Annotated in this window: 19 protein-coding genes; 17 read left to right on the top strand and 2 right to left on the bottom strand. The window is 36.5% G+C overall.

Features of this window, described 5'->3' with window-relative positions:
- Positions 1–67 precede the first annotated feature (67 nt).
- Positions 68–1,009, top strand: a complete 942-nt coding sequence (locus RSC39_RS01655; protein ID WP_021036696.1) for an iron-hydroxamate ABC transporter substrate-binding protein — start codon at positions 68–70, stop codon at positions 1,007–1,009.
- A gap of 61 nt (positions 1,010–1,070) precedes the next feature.
- On the top strand, positions 1,071–1,976 hold the full coding sequence (locus RSC39_RS01660) for a LysR family transcriptional regulator (RefSeq protein ID WP_011834410.1): 906 nt from the start codon (positions 1,071–1,073) through the stop codon (positions 1,974–1,976).
- 61 nt (positions 1,977–2,037) lie between these two features.
- On the opposite strand, the gene RSC39_RS01665 is transcribed toward RSC39_RS01660, so the two are convergent.
- Both RSC39_RS01665 and RSC39_RS01670 read right to left on the bottom strand, forming a co-directional pair.
- Positions 2,038–3,213 carry an MFS transporter gene (locus RSC39_RS01665; protein WP_332534607.1) on the bottom strand — a complete coding sequence of 392 codons (1,176 nt, stop codon included), beginning with the start codon at positions 3,211–3,213 and terminating at the stop codon, positions 2,038–2,040.
- Positions 3,214–3,225: 12 nt separating this feature from the next.
- Complete coding sequence (locus tag RSC39_RS01670) at positions 3,226–4,044, bottom strand: aldo/keto reductase (RefSeq protein WP_332534609.1); 819 nt, start codon at positions 4,042–4,044, stop codon at positions 3,226–3,228.
- 141 nt (positions 4,045–4,185) lie between these two features.
- Between RSC39_RS01670 and RSC39_RS01675 the strand changes: the two genes are divergently transcribed.
- From RSC39_RS01675 to RSC39_RS01745, 15 genes are all read left to right on the top strand, one after another.
- Positions 4,186–4,533, top strand: coding sequence for a helix-turn-helix domain-containing protein (locus RSC39_RS01675; RefSeq protein ID WP_011675392.1), 348 nt, complete (start codon positions 4,186–4,188; stop codon positions 4,531–4,533).
- Between the two features lie 43 nt (positions 4,534–4,576).
- The gene (locus RSC39_RS01680; RefSeq protein WP_011675393.1) at positions 4,577–4,969 is read left to right on the top strand and encodes a VOC family protein; all 393 of its coding nucleotides are present in this window, start codon (positions 4,577–4,579) and stop codon (positions 4,967–4,969) included.
- 178 nt (positions 4,970–5,147) lie between these two features.
- On the top strand, positions 5,148–5,849 hold the full coding sequence (locus RSC39_RS01685; protein WP_011675395.1) for a phosphoglycerate mutase: 702 nt from the start codon (positions 5,148–5,150) through the stop codon (positions 5,847–5,849).
- Positions 5,850–6,033: 184 nt separating this feature from the next.
- Positions 6,034–6,597 carry an alkyl hydroperoxide reductase subunit C gene (gene ahpC, locus RSC39_RS01690; protein ID WP_063281877.1) on the top strand — a complete coding sequence of 188 codons (564 nt, stop codon included), beginning with the start codon at positions 6,034–6,036 and terminating at the stop codon, positions 6,595–6,597.
- Positions 6,598–6,662: 65 nt separating this feature from the next.
- Positions 6,663–8,189 (top strand): alkyl hydroperoxide reductase subunit F, encoded by a 1,527-nt coding sequence (gene ahpF, locus RSC39_RS01695; RefSeq protein WP_332534675.1) that lies wholly within the window; start codon positions 6,663–6,665, stop codon positions 8,187–8,189.
- Between the two features lie 194 nt (positions 8,190–8,383).
- On the top strand, positions 8,384–10,549 hold the full coding sequence (locus RSC39_RS01700; RefSeq protein WP_332534612.1) for a penicillin-binding transpeptidase domain-containing protein: 2,166 nt from the start codon (positions 8,384–8,386) through the stop codon (positions 10,547–10,549).
- A gap of 129 nt (positions 10,550–10,678) precedes the next feature.
- Complete coding sequence (gene recR, locus RSC39_RS01705; RefSeq protein ID WP_063281875.1) at positions 10,679–11,275, top strand: recombination mediator RecR; 597 nt, start codon at positions 10,679–10,681, stop codon at positions 11,273–11,275.
- A gap of 116 nt (positions 11,276–11,391) precedes the next feature.
- Positions 11,392–12,441, top strand: coding sequence for a D-alanine--D-alanine ligase (locus RSC39_RS01710; protein ID WP_021036701.1), 1,050 nt, complete (start codon positions 11,392–11,394; stop codon positions 12,439–12,441).
- Between the two features lie 251 nt (positions 12,442–12,692).
- Positions 12,693–14,015 carry a UDP-N-acetylmuramoyl-tripeptide--D-alanyl-D-alanine ligase gene (gene murF / locus RSC39_RS01715; RefSeq protein WP_332534615.1) on the top strand — a complete coding sequence of 441 codons (1,323 nt, stop codon included), beginning with the start codon at positions 12,693–12,695 and terminating at the stop codon, positions 14,013–14,015.
- 168 nt (positions 14,016–14,183) lie between these two features.
- Entirely contained in the window at positions 14,184–15,836 is a 1,653-nt protein-coding gene (locus RSC39_RS01720) for a peptide ABC transporter substrate-binding protein (protein WP_043737361.1), read from the top strand.
- A gap of 309 nt (positions 15,837–16,145) precedes the next feature.
- Positions 16,146–17,783, top strand: a complete 1,638-nt coding sequence (locus tag RSC39_RS01725; protein ID WP_332534622.1) for a peptide ABC transporter substrate-binding protein — start codon at positions 16,146–16,148, stop codon at positions 17,781–17,783.
- Positions 17,784–17,861: 78 nt separating this feature from the next.
- Positions 17,862–18,773: an ABC transporter permease gene (locus tag RSC39_RS01730; RefSeq protein ID WP_011834421.1), complete on the top strand. Its 912-nt coding sequence runs from the start codon at positions 17,862–17,864 to the stop codon at positions 18,771–18,773.
- 15 nt (positions 18,774–18,788) lie between these two features.
- Positions 18,789–19,820: an ABC transporter permease gene (locus RSC39_RS01735; protein WP_011834422.1), complete on the top strand. Its 1,032-nt coding sequence runs from the start codon at positions 18,789–18,791 to the stop codon at positions 19,818–19,820.
- A 2-nt stretch (positions 19,821–19,822) separates the two neighbouring features.
- Positions 19,823–20,872 (top strand): ABC transporter ATP-binding protein, encoded by a 1,050-nt coding sequence (locus RSC39_RS01740; RefSeq protein ID WP_011834423.1) that lies wholly within the window; start codon positions 19,823–19,825, stop codon positions 20,870–20,872.
- On the top strand, positions 20,869–21,810 hold the full coding sequence (locus RSC39_RS01745) for an ATP-binding cassette domain-containing protein (RefSeq protein ID WP_332534625.1): 942 nt from the start codon (positions 20,869–20,871) through the stop codon (positions 21,808–21,810). Before RSC39_RS01740 ends, RSC39_RS01745 begins: the two co-directional genes overlap by 4 nt.
- Positions 21,811–22,007: the final 197 nt, after the last annotated feature.

Consider the following 22,007-nt stretch of genomic DNA (forward strand, 5'->3'; position numbering starts at 1 on the left):
TGTAAATTTCTTATAAAAAAATAATGGTTCATTTCTAAAAAATGACCTAAAAATAGAGGAGATTCTTTTGAAAAAAGTACTCACAACCCTAATTGCTGCAGGAGCTTTACTTACTTTAGCTGCCTGTTCTCCAAATTCATCATCAAAAAAATCAACATCGAGTGAAGACAAAGTGACCTTTCACGCTTTGAATGGTGATGTTAAAGTTCCTAAAGATCCAAAACGTATTGCTGTTCAAAATTACCCAGATGAAGTGGCTTCATTAGGTGCAAATGTTGTTGGAACAGACTCATGGGCTTTTCCAAATACCTTCTTATCGAAAGAACAAAAAAAGAATATGGTTGATTTGGGAGCACCAAAATTCAATATGGAAAAATTGATTGCTCAAAATCCTGATTTGATTATTACAGTTGATAAAGACCAAGTGGCTGACTATCAAAAAGTGGCACCAACTGTTCTCGTTAATTATAAAGATCTTTCAGGAATGAATAAATCATTGGATTACTTTGCTAAACTTCTTAATCGTGAAGATGAAAAAGCAAGTTTCCTTAAAAACTTTAAAAAAGAAGCTGATAAACAAAAAGAAAAATTGGCTAAGGTTGATGTTAAACCAGCTAAAAATACCATTTCACTTCTTGAACTTCAAGGAGATAAGGTTTATGCCTTTGGAGATAATTTTGCTCGTGGAGGACAAGCCTTAACAACTGGTTTAGGCTTTAAAGAATCAAGCAAAATGGCTGAACTCTCAAAAGGAGTGGGTTATGCCGAAGTAAATACAGAAAGCTTGGGCGAATTTGATGCAGATTATATCTTTATTGATTTTGCAGAGAAAGATAAAGAACAATATGCTGCTCTAAAAAATAATCCGGCTTGGCAAAATCTTAAAGCGGTTAAAGAAGGACATGTCATCACAATGGACTACGACAAAGTTTACTTCTTTGGCGGACCAACAGCGGCTAAAAAAGAGCTGTCACTCTACACTGATGCTATCATTAAAGCTACAAAATAAAAAGAAAAAGTGTATAATCAACTTATACACTTTTTTTGTGAAAAATTAAGGACTTTATGACATGAATATTAAACAATTACGGTACGTCGTCGCCATTGCTAATAGTGGAACTTTTCGTGAAGCCTCAGAGCAACTCTTTGTTAGTCAACCCTCAATGTCAATTGCAGTAAAAGATTTAGAACAAGAACTTGGCTTTCAAATTTTTGAAAGAACAAATACAGGCGCAACTTTGACTATTGAAGGCGAACGATTTTATGAACAAGCACAAACTGTTTTACGTAATTTCGAAAGCTTTGAATCGAAATATTCTAAACCTAAAGAATCAGACAAAACATTTTCAGTTGCTAGCCAACATTATGATTTTTTAGCACCGGTCGCCGTTGAATTTGCGAAGAAAAATCCCGAAATAAAGAATTTTAGAATTTTTGAATCTACCACTTATAATATTTTACAAGAAGTGGCACAAGGGCATAGCGAACTTGGGGTCGTTTATTTGAATAAACAAAACCGCTCAGGGATTTTAAGAATGCTCAATAAACTTGAATTAGATTATGAAGAGATTTTCTTATCGCAGACGCATATTTATATTCGCAAAGGACATCCACTCGCTCAGCGCGAGACGATTTCAGATGATGACTTAAAACCGCTAGATCGTGTTCGATTTACCCAAGAAAACGAACAGTTTCTTTACTATTCAGAAGATTTGGTTGAAACTTTTGAAAATACATTGATTTATAATGTTACTGACCGAGCTAGTTTAAATGGTATTTTAGAACGAACAGACGCTTATGCGACAGGTCTTGGCTTTATCGATAAAGCAAGTGTTCACAACGTGACTGTTGTTCCTATGCAAGGGGATAATGGAAATAGTTTGATTTTAGTCAAACACCGTGGACATTTACTTTCAAATGCGGCAACTTCTTATAAACGTAGCCTTGAAGTTTATTTTGAAAACTATGAATTCTAAAATAAAAATACTCTCTGATAAATGAATCAGAGAGTATTTTTATTAGGATTACTAAAACTTCTTACTGAGCTTTTTGTTTTTGGGCCATGCCAATGAGAATCATTGCAAGCAAGATGATAACAATTCCTCCGATAGGCGTAAAGACAACACTAGAGGTTTTGGAAATTTGACCTCCTACAAAAGAACCAAGAGTAATTCCAATGTTAAAGGCTGCAATATTGAATGCAGAAACCAGAGTAATATCTTTTGGAGTGAATTTTTCGGCCAGTTGAACAACATATAATTGTAAACCAGGAACATTCATAAAAGCAAAGAGTCCCAAGAGTAATGTTGCAATCAATCCCAAAGGTTGAGAAGCTAAGCTTGTACTGATAAAAAGAAAGAGTAAGCTTAAGGCAAGAGCCGCAAACATTTTTTGCAAAGCAGGAAGGATATTTTTATTTGCTAGATGTCCACCTAGTGAATTACCAATGGCAACCATCACACCATAGGCAACTAAAATAATAACGACTGTACTTGCTGAAAATCTAAAAGTCCCTTCAAGTATGGGGGTAAGATAAGTGTAAGCAGCGAAAGTTCCACCATATCCAAAAGCAGTGATAAAGAAGGACATCATAATTGATTTATTCGTGAAAATTCTTGCAAGTCCACTCAAGTTGATTTTTCCAGGGATTGGAAGACCTTTAGGAACAAGAATACTTGTAGCTATCAGTCCAATCAATCCAATGACAACAATGAAAATAAATGACATGTGCCAAGTAGAGTGTTGACCAATGAAAGTTCCCAATGGAACACCGATAACTGTAGCAACTGTAAGTCCTGTAAACATTAAGGCAATTGCTGAAGCTCTTTTTTCAGGACGAACAACATCAGCAGCAATGACTGTGGAAATGGACATGAAGATTCCATGGGCAAGTGAAGCTAGCACCCGTCCAACTAAAAGTAAAATAAAAGTTGGGGCAAAGGCTGAGAGTAAATTACCAAGGATAAACAAAATCATAATGGCAACCATCAAAGTTTTTCGATTCCAAGTTCCTGTAAGAATAGTTAGTAATGGTGCACCAACCGTTACACCTAACGCATAAAGAGAGACTGTTAAACCGGCTTGCGATAAACTAATATTAAAAGTGTTCACAATCATTGGCATTAAACCAACGCTGATAAATTCTGTTGAACCAATTGCAAAAGCATTAATTGCTAAAGCAAGAAGTGTAAGACTAGGAGAGATTTTTTTCATTATATTTCTTTCTTAAAAATTAAAAGTATCTGGATTAGGACCAACACGAAGGGATTCATTTAATGAGTTTAGAGCCTCCATATCTTCTTGGTCAAGTGCAAAATCAAATATTTGTCGATTAGCAATCATTCGCTCACTCTTGATTGATTTGACATTGACTAAAATCTCTTGCTGGATATCCCAACGAAGAATAATTTGGGCAACAGATTTTCCATGTTTGTCAGCAATTTTTTTGAGCATTTCATTGTCTAATAGTTGACCTTGCATCAAAGGAGACCAAGCTTGAACCTTAATATCATGAAGTTTCAAAAATTCACGAAGTTCTTTTTGTGAAAGCTTAGGGTGAAGTTCAATTTGATTTAATACTGGTTTTATTTCAGCATAGCTAAGAAGTTCTTCTAAATGATGTTTTTGAAAATTGCTGACACCAATCGCTTTAACTTTTCCCGCTTTATATAAATCTTCCATTGCTTTCCAAGCTTCTTTGTAAGCATAATTAGTGCCAGGCCAGTGGATAAGATATAAATCAAGATAATCCAAATCTAATTTTTTCAAACTTTCTTCAAAGCTTTGAATTGTTTCTTTATAAGAATGATTGTCTCCCCAAAGTTTCGACGTGACAAAGAGATCTTCACGAGTAAGCCCTGTCGAGGTTAAACCTTCTTTTATTCCTTGACCAGTCCCTTCTTCATTTTCATAAATTTTAGCTGTATCAATTAAACGATATCCATTGATAATTCCGTTCTTTACCACTTCAGCAGTTTCTTCATTCGGAATTTGAAAGACTCCTAAACCGAGTTCTGGAATTTCAATTTGATTATTAAGTTTCATTTTTTGCTCCTCATCTATTTTGTTTTGGCAGAAAATTAGTATATAATAAATAAAACCTCTTGAACAGTACATACTTTTTTGTGTCATACGTACTAAAAAGTAATAATTGGATAGAATAAGGGATTAGAAAGGAAATTAATTTTGAAAAAAATTTATAATATAGGTGTGGAAGCGACAATGGATGTTATTGGTGGAAAATGGAAACCAATTATTTTGTGTAATTTAAGACATCATCCAAGTCGTCCAGGAGAATTGAGAAGACTAATTCCAGGGATCAGCCAAAAAATGCTGACTCAGCAATTAAGAGAATTAGAAATTGATAATATTATCGTGCGTAAGGTTTATAATCAGGTCCCACCTAAGGTTGAATATTCACTAAGTCCTTATGGGGAAACTTTAAATGGTTTACTAGATATTCTTTGTTCATGGGGCGAAGGCCATGTCCAAACTTTAAAAAGTAAAGGTGAAGAAGTTCAAATTTTAGAATAATCTAGTGAATAATGAGTAGCTGATAGGTAAGAGGAGTTAGGAAATGTATCAACCAAGATTCAACAAAATTCATCATATTGCAATTATCGCCGACGATTATGAAAAAGCTCGTCATTTCTATGTTGATATTTTAGGATTTTCAATTATTCGAGAAAATCATCGGCCAGAAAAAGAGGATGTTAAACTTGATTTAAGACTGAATGATGAAACAGAACTTGAATTATTTATTAAATCAGGAGCTCCCGAACGTTTAACTTATCCAGAAGCAAAAGGATACCGACATCTCGCTTTAACAACAACAAATATTGAAGAAGATCGAAATTATTTGATAAGTCAGGGCGTAAAAGTAGAGGAAATTCGGCAGGATGAAATTACTGACAAAAAAATGCTCTTCTTTTATGACCCAGATGATTTACCAATAGAACTTCATGAGTAATTTTTTGAAAAAATCAGATGAAGGAAAGATTTTTATTTTTACTGACGCTTCTGTCAGTAAATAAAAGGGCTTACAGAAAATAAAAGCTAGAAAAAAAAGAAAAAATGTAGTAAAATTAACTTTGTAAATGAACGAACTAAATGTCGTTCAAGTAAAAAACAAACGGAGAATACACAAAATGCCAAAATTAGTATTTGCACGTCACGGTGAATCTGAATGGAATCTTGCTAACCTTTTCACAGGTTGGGCTGACGTTGACCTTTCTGAAAACGGAACTAAACAAGCGATTGAAGCTGGTAAATTGATTAAAGAAGCTGGAATCGAATTTGATATTGCATACACTTCAGTATTGAAACGTGCGATCAAAACAACTAACCTTGCTCTTGAATTTTCAGATCAACTTTGGGTACCAGTTGTTAAATCATGGCGCTTGAACGAACGTCACTACGGCGGTTTGACAGGTTTGAACAAAGCTGACGCTGCTGCAAAACATGGTGATGAACAAGTTCACATCTGGCGTCGTTCATATGATGTATTGCCACCTGCAATGGATCATGATGATAAATATACAGCTCACGGAGACCGTCGTTATGCTGGTCTTGAAGATTCATTGATTCCTGATGCTGAAAACCTCAAAGTTACTTTGGAACGTGCTCTTCCATTCTGGGAAGACCAAATCGCTCCAGCTTTGAAAGAAGGAAAAAATGTCTTCGTTGGTGCTCACGGTAACTCAATTCGCGCCCTCGTTAAACAAATCAAAAAACTTTCTGATGACGAAATTATGGATGTTGAAATCCCTAACTTCCCACCACTTGTTTTCGAATTTGATGACAATTTGAACGTTCAAAACGAATACTATTTGGCTCCAAAAAAAGCTTAATTATCGTTGAAGATAACGAATCGCACCAAGTCTTAAAGAGATGTTACTCATCTATTTAAGACTTGGTGCTTTTTTTGTAATTGATGGAATAATTTGTAAAATTGTGAACAAATTAATTGATTCTCTATTTTATTCTTGAGATAATACTAAGAGTAAGTACTGATATAGCAAAAAGGAGAACATCATGTCACTAGTTGGTAAAAAAATAGAAGAATTTTCAACAGATGCTTATCTTGGTGGGAAATTTATTAAAGTTTCTGACAAAGATTTTTATGGAAAATGGAATGTACTTTGTTTCTATCCAGCGGACTTTTCATTTGTTTGTCCGACGGAGTTAGAGGATTTGGAAGAAACATATCCTGAGTTGAAAAAACTCGGAGTAGAAGTTTACTCTGCTTCAACAGATACTCATTTTGTTCATGCTGCCTGGCATGACCATAGCGATGCAATTTCTAAGATTACTTATCCTATGCTTGCAGACCCTTCACAAAAAATTTCACGGGCTTTTGATGTTCTTGATGAAGAAGCTGGACTTGCTCAACGTGGAACATTTATTATTGACCCTGATGGTGTGATTCAAGCTTTTGAAATTACAGCAGATGGAATTGGGCGAGATGCCAGTCAGTTAATTGATAAAATTAAGGCAGCCCAATATGTCCGCAATCATCCAGGTGAAGTTTGTCCCGCTAAGTGGAAAGAAGATGGGGAAAGCCTTCATATAGGAATCGACCTTGTAGGAAAAATTTAAAATAAATAAGTGAGTCTTGACTCACTTTATTTGTCTTGAAAAATTTAATGACAGAAAGGTTTAATATGATTTTAGATGAAAATCTGCGTTCTCAGTTACTGCCGTATATGGATTTATTAGAAAATCCAATTATTTTAAAAGTGGATGCAGACGATAGTGAAAATGGACAAAAAATAAATGATTTTACAGATGAACTGGCAAGTTTATCAGACTTGATTTCAAAAGAGAAAACAAATCTGAATCATAAACCAGCTTTTTCAATTGAAAGAGAAGGTGTTTCAGGGCTTGTTTTTTCAGGTCTTCCTTTGGGTCATGAGTTAAATTCATTGGTTTTGGCCCTTGTGCAAGTGAGTGGTCGACCACCACGTATTGAACAAGAATTAATTGAACAAATTCAGGCCATTAAAACTTCACTTCATTTTGATACTTATGTCAGTTTAACTTGTCATAATTGTCCAGATGTGGTTCAAGCTTTAAATACAATGACCATTCTCAACCCTAACATTAGTCATACCATGATTGAGGGAGGCATGTTCCAAGCAGAAGTAGAAGCAAAAGGAATTATGGCTGTTCCTGCTGTCTTTAAAAATGGCGAAGAATTTCATAGTGGACGAGCAAGTCTTGAAGAATTGTTGGAAAAAATTACAGGTCCAGAAAGTTCGGATAGTTTCGCAGAAAAAGAACCTTATGATGTTTTGGTAGTAGGAGGTGGGCCAGCTGGTGCGAGTGCAGCTATTTATGCGGCACGTAAGGGAATCAGGACAGGATTGATTGCCGAGCGCTTTGGAGGCCAACCTTTAGAAACTTTAGGGATTGAAAATCTGATTGGAACACCCTATATAGAGGGTGTTCAGCTTGGGCGTCAGCTTGAAGAACACGTAAAAAAATATCCAGTAGATTTGATGAATCTGCAAAAAGCAGTTAAACTTGAGAAAAAAGATTTAATTGAAGTAAGTCTTGCAAATGGTGCAACCTTGAAGAGTAAAGCTGTTATTCTCTCAACTGGCGCTCGTTGGCGTGATTTAGGAATCCCAGGAGAACAACGCTTTAAGAATAAAGGAGTGGCTTATTGTCCTCATTGTGATGGTCCGCTTTTCTCTGGTAAAGATGTGGCAGTTATTGGTGGAGGAAATTCAGGGATTGAAGCAGCGATAGACTTAGCTGGTTTGGTCAACCGCGTTACTGTTCTTGAATTTTTACCAGAACTTAAAGCAGATAAAATCTTACAAAAAAAACTTGCTAGTCTAACCAATGTTACTGTTTTGACCAATGTGGAAACTAAAGAGATTTTAGGAGATGAACAAGTCACGGGGCTAAATTATCAAGCTCGGGGCTCTAAAGAAACGATTCATTTAGAACTTGCCGGTGTCTTTGTTTTGATTGGTTTAGTTCCCAATACTCAGTGGTTGGAAGGGACAATTGATTTGACAGAGCGTCATGAGATTGTGACTGATAAGGTTGGAGCAACAAATATTCCGGGTGTCTTTGCAGCAGGAGATTGCACAGATACTGTTTATAAACAAATTATTGTGTCAATGGGAAGTGGAGCGACTGCTTCCTTAGGTGCCTTTGATTATTTGATAAGAAATTAAGTTGTTTTTCTTAAAAAGGAAGCTTGTCTGAGTTTCCTTTTTTAGTCTTTTCATTTTTCTTGATTAAGTTGCGTTTCTCGATTAAACTAGAACTAATCAAAATTGTAAGGAAAACTTTTCATAAATGTGGTAAAATGTTTAAGTACAAATTTTGAATTAAAAAATTATTTATAAAACTCATTCTTGGAGTCCAAATGTCAGTTAATAAAAGAAAAAACGATAAGCGCAATAAATCCGACAATCCTAAAAAATCAACTAAAGAAACAAAAATTTTACAAAATCCGACAAATTTAATTCCTAAGCGAGTGAATCTCCTGTTTTTTGTTATCTTCGTTTTATTTATGATTTTAATAGGGAAACTTTTCAATATGCAAGTTTTGAATTCGCACTTCTATGCCGAAAAGTCGGTAAGTGCAGGAGGAAATGTTCAAATTATTGAAGGAGCTCCGAGGGGGAATATTTACGATGCAAGTGGGAAAGCTTTAGCAACAACAATCCCTGTCCAAGCTGTTGAATTTACAAGGAGTCAAAATGCAACGGCTGATGAAATGTATCAGGTAGCAAATAAGTTAGCAACTATTTTGTCCAGTAACATTGATGTGGCTGATTTAACGACTCGTGATAAAAAAGACTATTTCCTAGCCAACTCTAAGAATCTAGAAAAAATTGTTAACAGTTTAACTGATAAAGAAAAGAAAGATAAACAAGGAAATGATTTAACTGGCTCACAAATCTATGAGGTTGAGCTAAGTAAAGTTAAAGATAGTGACTTGAACTTTACGGCGGAACAAACTTTTGCTGCTAAACTATTTAAAGAAATGAATAGTACAAGTACTTTTAACACTACTAAAATTGCAACTGGAAGTATTACGGCAGAGCAACAAGCGACAATTGCGGAGCAAGAAGGAGATTTGCCAGGAATTACGATTGGAACTTCTTGGGATCGCTCTTATGCTCAAAATTCGCTAACTCCATTAATGGGGACTATTACTTCACAGAAATCGGGGATTCCGGCGGAAGATTTAGATGCCTATCTTAAAAAAGGTTATCAACGTAATGACCGTGTGGGAACGGGACTTCTTGAGAAAGGCTACGAAAGTGAACTTCAAGGAACGCACAGTATTAGCAAAGTCAAATTTGATAAAAATGGTGATGTTTCTGGAACGAAAACAATTCAAAAAGGAAAACGTGGGGATGATTTAAAATTAACCATTAACCTAGATTTCCAAAATGCTGTCAACAATTTGGTTAAAACACAATTGGACCAATTAATTTCCCAAGGGTATGGTCAGTATAACAGAGGGGCTTATGCTGTTGTTCTCAATGTTAAAACGGGTGCAGTACTAGCCCTATCTGGCTATCACCGTGACCCTAATACAGGGGTAATTACGGATAATACACTCGGAACTTTCCAAAGCGTCTTTACGCCAGGGTCTGTTGTGAAAATGGGAACATTGACTGCTGCTTGGAATGCAGGAGTGATTTCGGGAAATGACACTTTAACTGCGCAGTCTATTCAATTTAAAGGTTCACCTCCTATCAATGACTGGTGGGGAGATGCTTCACCAATGGCTTTAACGGCTGTTGAAGCCCTGCAATATTCATCAAATACTTATATGATGCAGTTAGCAATGAGAATGTTAGGGGCTCCTTATACTGCTGCTGGACAATATCTCAATGATAGTAACCGGGTTAAAGTCTATGAGCAGCTACGAAGCGCATTTGCTTCTTATGGTTTAGGGGCTTCAACAGGATTCGATATTCCGGGAGAGTCCACAGGATTTATTCCTTCAGCAAAATCTAAAGATGCTTCAGGGGTTAATGTATTGTATGAATCATTTGGTCAGTATGATAACTATACTCCACTTCAATTGGCAGTTTATGCTGCAACTTTAGGAAATAATGGAACGCGCTTATCGCCACACATCGTCCAAGGGATTTATGAGGGCGGAAATGATGGACAACCAGGGACCTTAATTAAAAATATTACGCCTAAAATTATGGATAAGGTTAATATTACTCCAGACAATATGGATGTTCTTCATCAAGGGATGTATGCTGTTGTTCATGGTGCAGGTGGTTTGACTACTGGTAAACCAATGAGCGCTGCAACGGTTTCTATTTCCGGTAAAACGGGGACTTCCGAAAGTACGAAAATATTAGCAGATGGTAGTCAAGTTATCGTAACAGCAAATAATGCAGTTGCTTTTGCTCCGTCAGACAATCCAGAGATTGCGATTGGAGTTGTGTTGCCAGATAATACTGAAAGTAATGCTTCTAGTGGTACGAAGGCAAACCAAAGCATTGTCACTGGAATTACCGATTTATACTACTCAAACGAAGCTTTTCGAACAAATTAAAATGAAAAAGCCCTCTTGAATGAGGGTTTTTCTTTTAAAAATCTTGTCGCATTTCCTTTTCATTTTAAGCCTTTTATAGTAAAATTAATAAATTGAATAAAATATTTACAAGTGAAGAATTGGTGAAATATGTACTATCCAGAACCTATTGCTCGCCTGATTGAGTCATTTTCAAAATTACCCGGAATTGGGCAGAAAACGGCAACTCGGCTAGCTTTTTATACGATTGGCATGGAAGATCAAGATGTCAATGAATTTGCGAAAAATCTCTTGTCAGCAAAACGGGATTTGAGTTTTTGCTCGATTTGTGGGAATTTAACAGAAAGTGATCCTTGTGCTATTTGTACTGATTCCACACGTGATAGAACAACGATATTGGTCGTTGAAGAATCTAAAGATGTTCTTGCCATGGAAAAAATTCGGGAATATCGAGGACTCTATCATGTCTTACATGGAACAATTAGTCCAATGAACGGGATCTCTCCTGATGAAATTAATGTTAAATCTTTGATTACAAGGTTAATGGACTCAGAAGTTAAAGAAGTGATTATTGCGACCAATGCGACTTCGGATGGTGAAGCAACCGCCATGTATCTGGCTCGAATGATTAAACCTGCGGGAATTAAAGTGACACGACTGGCTCGTGGATTAGCTGTAGGGTCTGATATAGAATACGCTGATGAGGTTACCTTATCAAAAGCCGTAGAGAATCGGTTGGAAATTTGATTTTTTCTGTGGTAAAATAAAAAAGACAATTACTGACAGAATTGTATTGTAAAAAAATCACATGCTGTCAGTAAAAAGAAGTGTCTGACAAAGCTGTCAGTAAAAAAGGAAGAAATATGTCAAAAGAAACATTAATTTTGTTGTATGGTGGTCGTTCTGCTGAGCGAGAAGTATCAGTTTTATCAGCAGAATCAGTGATGAGAGCTGTCAATTATTCTCGTTTTATTGTGAAAACTTACTTTATCACTAAGGGTGGTGAATTCATAAAAACACAAGAATTTACTGACACACCTGCTGAAGAAGAAAAATTACTGACAAACGATTTGGCAGAGTCTTATCCAAAGATTTCACCTGCGGCAATTTATGAAAAAGATGCTGTTGTATTTCCAGTTTTACATGGTCCAATGGGTGAAGACGGCTCTATTCAAGGATTTTTAGAAATTTTGCGTTTGGCATATGTCGGACCAAATATTTTATCTGCCTCAAGTACAATGGATAAATTATTAGCAAAACATGTTTTTGAAGCTGTTGGTGTGCCACAAGTTCCTTATGTTGCCGCTTTTGCTGACGAAAATCAAGCGGAGATTGCTCAAGAAGTCGTCGAAAAATTAGATTTCCCAGTTTTTGTAAAACCAGCGAACATGGGTTCTAGTGTGGGGATTTCAAAAGTTGATGATTTAGCAGATCTTCAACCAGCCTTGAGTGAAGCTTACAAATATGATAACCGTGTGGTCATTGAACAAGGGGTGGATGCGCGTGAAATCGAGTGTGCTGTCTTGGGAAATAATAGTGACGTTTCTGCAACACTTCCAGGAGAAGTCGTGAAAGATGTTGGATTTTATGATTACAACTCAAAATATATTGATAATAAAATCCAAATGGACATTCCTGCAAAAGTTTCAGCAGATTTAGCTCAAAAAATACAAGAATATGCCAAGAAAGCTTATAAAGCAGTTAATGGAGCTGGTTTGTCACGTTGTGATTTCTTTGTGACTAAAGATGGAAATGTGTATCTTAATGAAGTCAATGCCATCCCTGGTTTCACTCAATGGTCAATGTATCCATTGCTTTGGGAAAATATGGGCTTGTCTTACTCTGATTTAATTGAAAAATTAGTTGATTTAGCTAAAGAAACGTTTGAAACACGGGAAAATCATCTTTTATAAAAAATACGAATCTGTCAGTAAATTAATTGCTGACAGATTTTTTTATCAGTAAAAAGTGTTATAAGTATCACTGCTTATAATACGCTAATGTGTGAACGCGCAGACGGAAGTCGCTATAGCGTCCTTTCTAGATCACCATATTAATCACTCAGTGGAAAATCATCATTCTCGCTTCATTCGGTCTTAATAAATTGAAAGCCAATCACATGAAACGTGTTTCACATGACTGGCTGTGTTATAATGGAGTCACTATGAAACTCACAATTCACGAAATCGCTCAAGTCGTTGGCGCAAAAAATGATTGGTCGCAACTGGCAGATTTGTCAGTAAATAAAATTGAATTTGACAGCCGTTTGATTGAAAAAGGAGATATCTTTTTGCCACTTAAGGGGGCAAGAGATGGTCATGATTTTATCGAGATTGCTTTTGGAAATGGAGCAATAATTAGCTTTTCAGAAAAAGAAGTTGAACAAGCTCATCTTTTGGTTGATGATAATCTAGTAGCTTTCCAAACATTAGCAAAATATTATCTGGAAAAAACAAAAGTTCCAGTTATTGCGGTGACAGGCTCAAATGGTAAAACAACCACCAAGGATATGATTGCTGCTGTTTTATCTAAAAAATATAAAACCTATAAAACACAAGGGAATCATAATAACGAAATTGGATTGCCTTACACAATTTTACACATGCCAGAAGGTACTGAAAAATTAGTATTAGAAATGGGAATGGACCACCCTGGCGATATTGATTTTCTCTCACAACTAGCTCAACCTGAACTAGCTCTTATTACCTTAATTGGTGAAGCTCATCTTGAATTTATGGGTAGTCGTGAAAATATTGCAAAAGGTAAAATGGGGATTACTGCTGGTCTACATGGTGAATTAATTGCCCCTGCTGACCCAATTATTAATGCTTTTATTCCAGAAAATCAAAAAATCAGTCGTTTTGGTTTGCCCGGTGAAGATTTATTCATTACAAAATTAATTGAGCACAAAGAAAGATTGACTTTTGAAACTAATTTTTTAGATGAATCAATAACGATTCCAGTTCCTGGTAAATATAATGCAACGAATGCTATGTTAGCTGCTTATGTTGGCTTACATTATGGATTGACAGAAGCTGAAATCAAAAAAGCTTTGAAAGAAGTTGAACTGACCAGAAATCGGACAGAGTGGAAAAAATCTAAAAATGGAGCTGACCTTTTAAGCGACGTCTATAATGCTAATCCAACTGCTATGCGCCTGATTTTGGAAACTTTCCAAGCCATTCCTAAAAATGAAAATGGTCGAAAAATCGCAGTTCTTGCTGACATGTTAGAACTCGGGCCAACTGCTGCTCAACTTCATAAAGAGGTGCTGAAATCGATTGATTTCACAAAAATTGATAAAGTCTATCTTTATGGCGAAATGATGAAAAATTTGGCAGATATTTCGACTGACAAACCTGTCAGCTATTTTAAAGATTTGGATTTACTGACAGAAAGTCTGTCAGCAGATTTGAAACCAGCAGACCAAGTTTTATTCAAGGGTTCAAACAGCATGAAACTTTCAGAAGTTGTTGAAAAATTATAATGACAAAAAAGTACTGACAAGAGTCGGTATTTTTTAGTTTTGTTAAATTGTCAGAAAAATACAATAATATTCTTGACATTAGATTTTTGAAGAAGTATAATAGGTCCACGTTTAATTTTCAGAATAATTAGAAAATTCGATAGTACTTTTATGATTTGGAGAAACCAGATGAAACAAGCAAAAATTATTGGGCTCACCACCGTCATTGCTCTGTCAGGAATTATTTTAGTGGCCTGTGGTTCAAAAACAAGTGAGCAAAAAAACATTCAATTTTCAATTCCCACTGATGTGGCGTCGCTGGATACCACAATTTTAACTGACCAGTATTCTTATGATGTTGCAGGAAATGTTGAAGAAGGATTGACACGCGTTGACTCTAAAGGAAATGCTGCCTTGGCTCTTGCAAAATCAATTGATGTTTCAAAAGATGGTTTGACTTATACGGTCACCCTTAAAGATAATTTAAAATGGTCAAATGGTGATAAGTTGACCGCTAAAGATTTTGTTTATTCATGGAAAAGAGCAGTAGACCCTAAAACAGGTTCAGAATATGCCTATTTGATGGGAGCAGTTTCTGGAGCTAATGATATTATTTCTGGTAAATCATCACTTGATACTTTAGGAATTAAAGCTGAGTCAGATACAGAATTTACAGTCACCTTAGCACAACCAACACCATATTTTAAATTCCTTTTGTCAGAACCCGTTTATTATCCACTTGATCAAAAAGTCGTTGATAAATATGGTAAACAATATGGGACATCCTCAGATAAAACCGTCTATAATGGCCCATTCATGTTCAAATCAGATAAAGCTTGGACTGGAACAAATAAGAATTTTTCAATTTATGCCAATCCAAATTATTATGATAAATCAGCAGTCAAATCTAAACAAATTGATTTTCAAGTCATTTCAAATGCTAATACAGGAGCTCAACTCTATAAACAAGGAAAACTCGATTTTACACTCCTTTCAACAACTGATTTGATTAATGCCAATAAAAAAACAGAGGGTTATACAGTCTTTAAACAAGCACGGACAGACTATATTGAATACAATCAGTCTGGAAAAAATGCCTCAAGTCCTGATGCTCAAAAAGCTTTAGCAAATCAAGACATCCGTCAAGCTTTAAACTTAGCAACAAATCGAGCAGAGGTTGTCAAAACAGCCCTCCCTGGCTCGACCGTTGCGACAAGTTTCACACCAGTGGGGATGAGTAAGACCTCAACGGGAGAAGATTTTGCAACTTATGCCAAACAAGATTATAGTTATGACCCGACAAAAGCAAAGGAACTTTGGGCAAAAGGCTTAAAAGAACTTGGTTTGACCAAACTCAGTCTTAGCCTTGAAGCTGCTGGAGATTTGGCACCATCAGAAGCAACGGCTAACTTCTTGCAAACGGCTTATCAACAAAATCTGCCGGGTTTGACGGTTAATTTAAAACTCGTTCCATTCAAACAAAGACTGAATGATGCGCAAAATGGAAATTTTGACATGGTACTCTCAGGTTGGGGTGGAGATTATGCTGAACCCTCTACCTTCTTGCAACTCTTTACAACAGGTCAATCCTATAATGACGGAAAATTCTCAAGTAAAACCTATGATGATGCTTTTAAAGCAGCAACAACAACACCAGATGTTCTTGAGCCAGCCAAAGTAGACGAGCATTATAAAGCGGCAGAAGCAGCTCTTTATGAAGGATCATATATCAATCCAATTGATTTTCAAGCCAATCCAGCTTTAATGAATCCTAAAATCACAGGCTTAGAATTTCATTCAACAGGTCTAGCTTACGACTTAAAATCAGCTTATATTAAATAATTAAAACATAAAGATAAATTTTCTGAAAATTTATCTTTTTTATTGAATATTCTTACTGGTTGAAATAGAATACAAACTATTCAGAGCCTAGCTAGATGAAAGGGTTTTAAAGAAAAAGAGGAGATAAAAATTTTTTTCAAAAGTTTGTGAAAACTTTCCGCTATTAAAAAATTAAATGTTAATTTTCAGAAAACATAACCATTATACTTTACAATTCAGGTTGAATTAAGTATAATACCAATATAATAAATTTTCTGACAATAATAAAAATTGCGAAGTCAGACACAATTCATGAAAGAGGGAAATTACATGAAGACTTGGAAAAAAGTTACCTTAGGTACAGTTGCACTTGGTTCGGCAGCTTTGCTTGCAGCATGCGGCAATAGCGGTTCTAGCTCATCGTCATCATCAAAAGACATTCAATGGAATTTAACATCACCAATTCAAACATTGGATTCATCACTCGCGACAGATACATACTCAAACATCATTATTGGTAACACCAATGCAGGTTTGACACGTGTGGACAAAGATGGTAAAGCACAGCCAGAATTGGCAAAATCTGTTGATGTATCAAAAGATGGCTTGACTTATACTTTCCATCTTCGTGATGGCTTGAAATGGTCTAATGGCGATGCTTTGACTGCTAAAGACTTCGTTTATTCTTGGCAACGTGCGGTTGACCCAGCGACTGCTTCAGAATACGGATACCTCCTTGGCCCAGTAAAAAATGCCAACGAAATCAATGCAGGTAAAGCTGATAAATCAACACTTGGTGTTAAAGCAACCGATGATACAACATTTGTTGTCACACTTGCACAACCAACACCTTACTTTGAATTCTTGACAGCTAACTCTGTTTATTTCCCACTCAACCAAAAAGTTGTTGAAAAATACGGAAAACAATACGGAACATCATCAGAAAAAATGGTTTACTCAGGACCTTATAAATTTGAAAAATCAAAAGGTTGGAACGGTTCAAACCAAACATTCTCAATCGTGAAGAATGATGATTATTGGGATAAGAGCGCAGTTAAGACTAAAGAAATCGACTTCCAAGTTGTTCAAGATGTTAAAACATCATTTAACCTTTACAAACAAGGTAAAATTGACCAAACAGGTATCGGTGACCCAGACCTTTACAAAGCAAACAAAACAGATAAGAATGTTGTCTCTCTGAACGAATCAACTACTTCATATGTTCAATATAACCAATCAGGCAAAAATAAAGCCCTTGCGAATAAAGATATTCGTGAAGCCTTCAACCTTGCAACTGACCGTAAACAATATGTTGACACTGTAACACCAGCTTCTACACCAGCAACTGGATTGACACCAGCAGGTATGGCTAAAACAAATACTGGTGAAGACTTCGCTAAATATGCTGAACAACCTTACAAATACGATGTCTCGGCAGCTAAAGCCGCTTGGGAAAAAGGTTTGAAAGAAATTGGGGAAACTAAGCTTACTTTGACTTTGACCACTGACGATACAGCAGCGGCTAAAGACTCAGCAACATTCCTTAAGCAAGCATGGGAAGAAAAACTTCCAGGTTTGACACTTAACATCAAGTCAGTACCATTTAAACAACGGTTGAATGACTCAACGACCGGTAACTTCGATATGGTTATCTCACTTTGGGGTGGTGACTATGCTGAACCATCAACATTCCTTGATTTGTTCACATCAACTTCACCAAACAACAATGGTAAAATCAATAATGTTACTTATGATAAAGCCATTAAAGCTGCTGAAGTGACAGACGCACTTGACCCTGAAAAACACTATGCAGATTACAAAGCTGCCGAAGAAGCACTTTATACAGAATCAAATATTAATCCGCTTTACTTCCGTACTTCACCAGTTCTTCGTAACCCTAACCTTAAAGACGTACGTTTTGGTTCAACTGGTTTGACTTATGACTTCAAAACGGCTTACCTCAAATAATAATAGAGTTTTAGAGCAAGAAAGTTAGGATTGGCAGATTGCCAACCCTATCTTTTCGCTTAGATTAGGAAATTTTTTATGGTTAAATATATTCTTAAACGTTTGGGGCTTTTGCTTCTAACTTTGTTCCTGATAGTGACATTGACTTTCTTTATGATGCAAGTCATGCCCGGAACGCCTTTCTCAAATCCCAAACTAACTCCAGATCAACTGGAAATTTTGAAACATGCTTATGGTTTAGATAAACCGCTCTGGCAACAATACTTTATCTATGTTGGACATATGTTCACAGGTAATTTTGGTACTTCATTCATTTATACCAACCAACCGGTTATTACGATGATTGCTCAACGTTTACCAGTTTCAATGCAGTTAGGAACACAAGCTCTTATTCTAGGTACTGTTCTTGGTGCTTTGATGGGGAAAGCTTCTGCGCGTCGTAAAAATGGCCTTCTTGATGGAATTTTTGGATTTCTATCAGTACTTGGGATTTCAGTTCCTTCATTCGTAATTGGTACCTTGATTCTTCTTTATCTAGGATTTAATTTGAATCTTTTCCCAATTTCTGGTTGGGGGACTTTCTCACAAACGATTATGCCAACAATCGCTCTTTCATTTGCACCGATGGCCGTAGTAACACGTTTTGTACGTTCTGAAATGATTGAATCACTGTCTTCAGACTACATCTTGTTAGCACGTGCTAAAGGTTTATCTGAAAAAGAAGTTGTCAATAAGCATGCGTTGCGTAATTCATTGATTCCAATGTTGACTTTGATTGGGCCAATGGCCGCAGGTCTCTTGACAGGGTCAGTCTTGATTGAAAAAATCTTTTCAATCCCTGGAATTGGTGCTCAATTTGTTGATTCGATTCCTGCCAAAGACTTCCCAGTTATTATGGCAACAACGATTGTTTATGCGGTAATCTTGATGGTGTTCATCTTGGTTACAGATATTCTGACTGCAATTGTTGATCCACGAGTTCGTCTCTAGAAAGGGTTTGTCGAAATGGAAAATTTAAATAAAGACTTCACCCTTGTTGGTTCAAAGGGTTCAGATTCAACAGAAAAAATTGCGAAACCTGCCTTGAGTTTTTTCCAAGATGCTTGGCGTCGTTTCAAGAAAAATAAAATTGCCCTAGTAGCGATGTGGATTATTGCGATCACATTAGTTTTCTCAGTGATTTCAGCATTTGTTGTGCCACAATCAAAAGCAAACTATTTTAATCCAAATAAATCACAAGTTTATGGAAATCTTCCACCCAAACTTTCGGGTGATTTACCATTTTGGAATGGTGATTTCAAAGCTCCTGGTTCAGCTGAAAAAACAGATGTTTATAAAGCTCAAGGTGTTCCGGAAAAAGATAAATATGTCTTTGGAACGGATAAATATGGACGTTCATTAGCTAAACGGACAGTTGTTGGTTTGCGTATTTCATTGATTATTGCCCTTGCTGCGGCTCTAATTGACTTAGTAATTGGGGTGACCTACGGGATTATTTCCGGCTGGATGGGCGGAAAAGTCGATATGGTCATGCAACGGATTATTGAAATTATCCAATCTGTACCAAACTTAGTTGTGGTAACCATGCTTGCCCTCTTATTGGGACAAGGGATTTCATCAATTATCATTGCCATTGGGCTCTTTGCTTGGACCGGAATGGCCCGGCAAGTCAGGAATATGGTGCTCTCCTATAAAGAGCGTGACTTTGTCTTAGCTTCAAAAACTTTAGGACAATCTACTTGGAAAATTGCAGTAAAACATTTATTACCAAACGTTTCAGGGGTTATTGTTGTCCAAATCATGTTTGATATTCCAAGTATGATTATGTATGAGGCTGTTTTATCAGCGATTAATCTTGGGGTTAAACCGCCAACGTCTTCTTTGGGGACTTTGATTAATGATGGGATTGCGAGTTTGCAATTCTATCCATTCCAATTGATTATTCCAGCAATCGTCTTGTCTGTGCTCTCACTCACATTTATCTTCTTTGGAGATGGTTTGCGTGATGCATTTGACCCTAGAGCAAGTGAGGATTAGAAATGGCAGAAGAAAAAGTATTAGAAGTTAAAAATTTGCATGTCAATTTCCACACCTATGCTGGAGATGTTAAAGCGATTCGTAATGTTTCTTTTGATTTAGAAAAAGGACAAACCTTGGCTATTGTTGGTGAGTCTGGTTCTGGTAAGTCTGTAACAACAAAAACTTTGATGGGATTGAATGCTAAAAATGCAGAAATTCCTGAAGGGGAATTGTTATTTAAAGGTCGTAACCTTCTTGATTTGAAAGAAGAAGAATGGCAAAAAATTCGTGGAAATGAAATTTCGATGATTTTCCAAGATCCAATGACTTCTCTTGACCCAACCATGCGTATTGGAAAACAGATTGCTGAACCTTTGTTGAAACACAATAAAGGCATGAGTAAAGCCGATGCCATGAAACGGGCCCTTGAATTGATGCAACAAGTAGGAATTCCTGATGCCGAAGTGCATATCAATGATTATCCACACCAATGGTCAGGTGGGATGCGTCAACGGGCGGTTATCGCAATTGCCTTGGCTGCTGATCCTGAAATCTTGATTGCAGATGAACCAACAACTGCGCTTGACGTTACCATTCAAGCCCAAATTATGCACATGATGGCCGAATTGCAAGAACGTATTAATTCATCTATCGTCTTTATCACCCATGATTTAGGAGTTGTTGCTGGCTTTGCACATAAAGTTGCAGTAATGTATGCGGGAGAAATCGTTGAATATGGGACAGTTGAAGAAATTTTCTATAACCCACAACATCCTTACACTTGGGGACTTTTGGATTCAATGCCAACAGTTGATTCAAGTGTAGACCGCTTGGTTTCAATTCCAGGAACTCCTCCTGACTTGTTGAATCCGCCAAAAGGGGATGCCTTTGCGGCACGTAATAAATTTGCCCTAGCAATTGACTTTGAAGAAGAACCTCCATACTTTGAAGTTTCTCCAACTCATTTTGCTAAAACTTGGCTTTTAGATCCACGAGCACCAAAAGTAACGCCTTCCGATAATATCTTGGCACGTTGGAAACGCTGGGAAGAATTGAAAGGGGATAAATGATGACAGAACCTAAAAAAGTGGTTGAAATAAAAAACCTTGATTTGACTTTTAATAAAGGAAAAAAAGGGGCAAATAAAGCAATTAATAATGTTTCTTTAGATATTTATGAAGGAGAAACATTTGGACTTGTTGGAGAATCAGGTTCTGGTAAAACAACGATTGGTCGAGCAATTCTTAAACTTTACGATAATTTTATTACTGGCGGAGAAATTCTCTTTGAAGGTAAAGATGTTCGTAATCTAAAAGGCTCAGATTTGCGAGAATATCGATCAGAAGCACAAATGATTTTCCAAGACCCACAGGCTTCTTTGAATGGACGGATGCGCGTTAAAGATATTGTTGCTGAAGGACTTGACGCTAACGGTTTAGTAAAAACTAAAGCTGAACGTGATGCTCGTGTATTGGAACTTTTACGTCTGGTTGGATTGAACGATGACCATTTGACACGTTATCCCCATGAGTTTTCTGGTGGACAGCGTCAACGGATTGGGATTGCACGTGCACTTGCTGTAAAACCAAAATTTGTCGTTGCCGATGAACCTATCTCGGCACTAGATGTATCAATTCAGGCCCAAGTCGTTAACTTGATGAGAGATATTCAAGCAAAAGAAAATTTGACTTACTTATTTATCGCTCATGATTTGTCAATGGTTAAATACATTTCAGACCGCATTGGTGTGATGCATTGGGGGAAAATTTTGGAAGTTGGAACTTCTGAGCAAGTTTACAATCATCCAATTCATCCTTACACTAAGAGTTTGCTAAGTTCGATTCCGTCACCAGACCCTATCTCTGAACGTCAGCGGACCCCAATTGTTTATGACCCAACAGCAGAATTGGATGGGCAAGAACGTGAGATGCGTGAAATTACGCCTGGACATTTTGTCTTTTCAACAGAAGCTGAAGCGGAAGTGTATAAGAAAAATGCCACTATATAAGTAAAAAATAATGATAAAACAATTAGTTCTACTGATTGTTTTTTCTATTGTTTTCTTACTGCCCGAATAAATTTTTCACTCTTTAATCCATCAGTAAGTGTAAAAAAATCAGCTATAAAATTATGGCAAATTTTGGTATAATTGAGTTCGTCCTCCTAGAAACTAGGAAAGTAGAAAAATCGGAACCTGCACAAGTG

The organism is Lactococcus sp. (genome assembly GCF_036648155.1).
GTDB lineage: Bacteria > Bacillota > Bacilli > Lactobacillales > Streptococcaceae > Lactococcus > Lactococcus cremoris.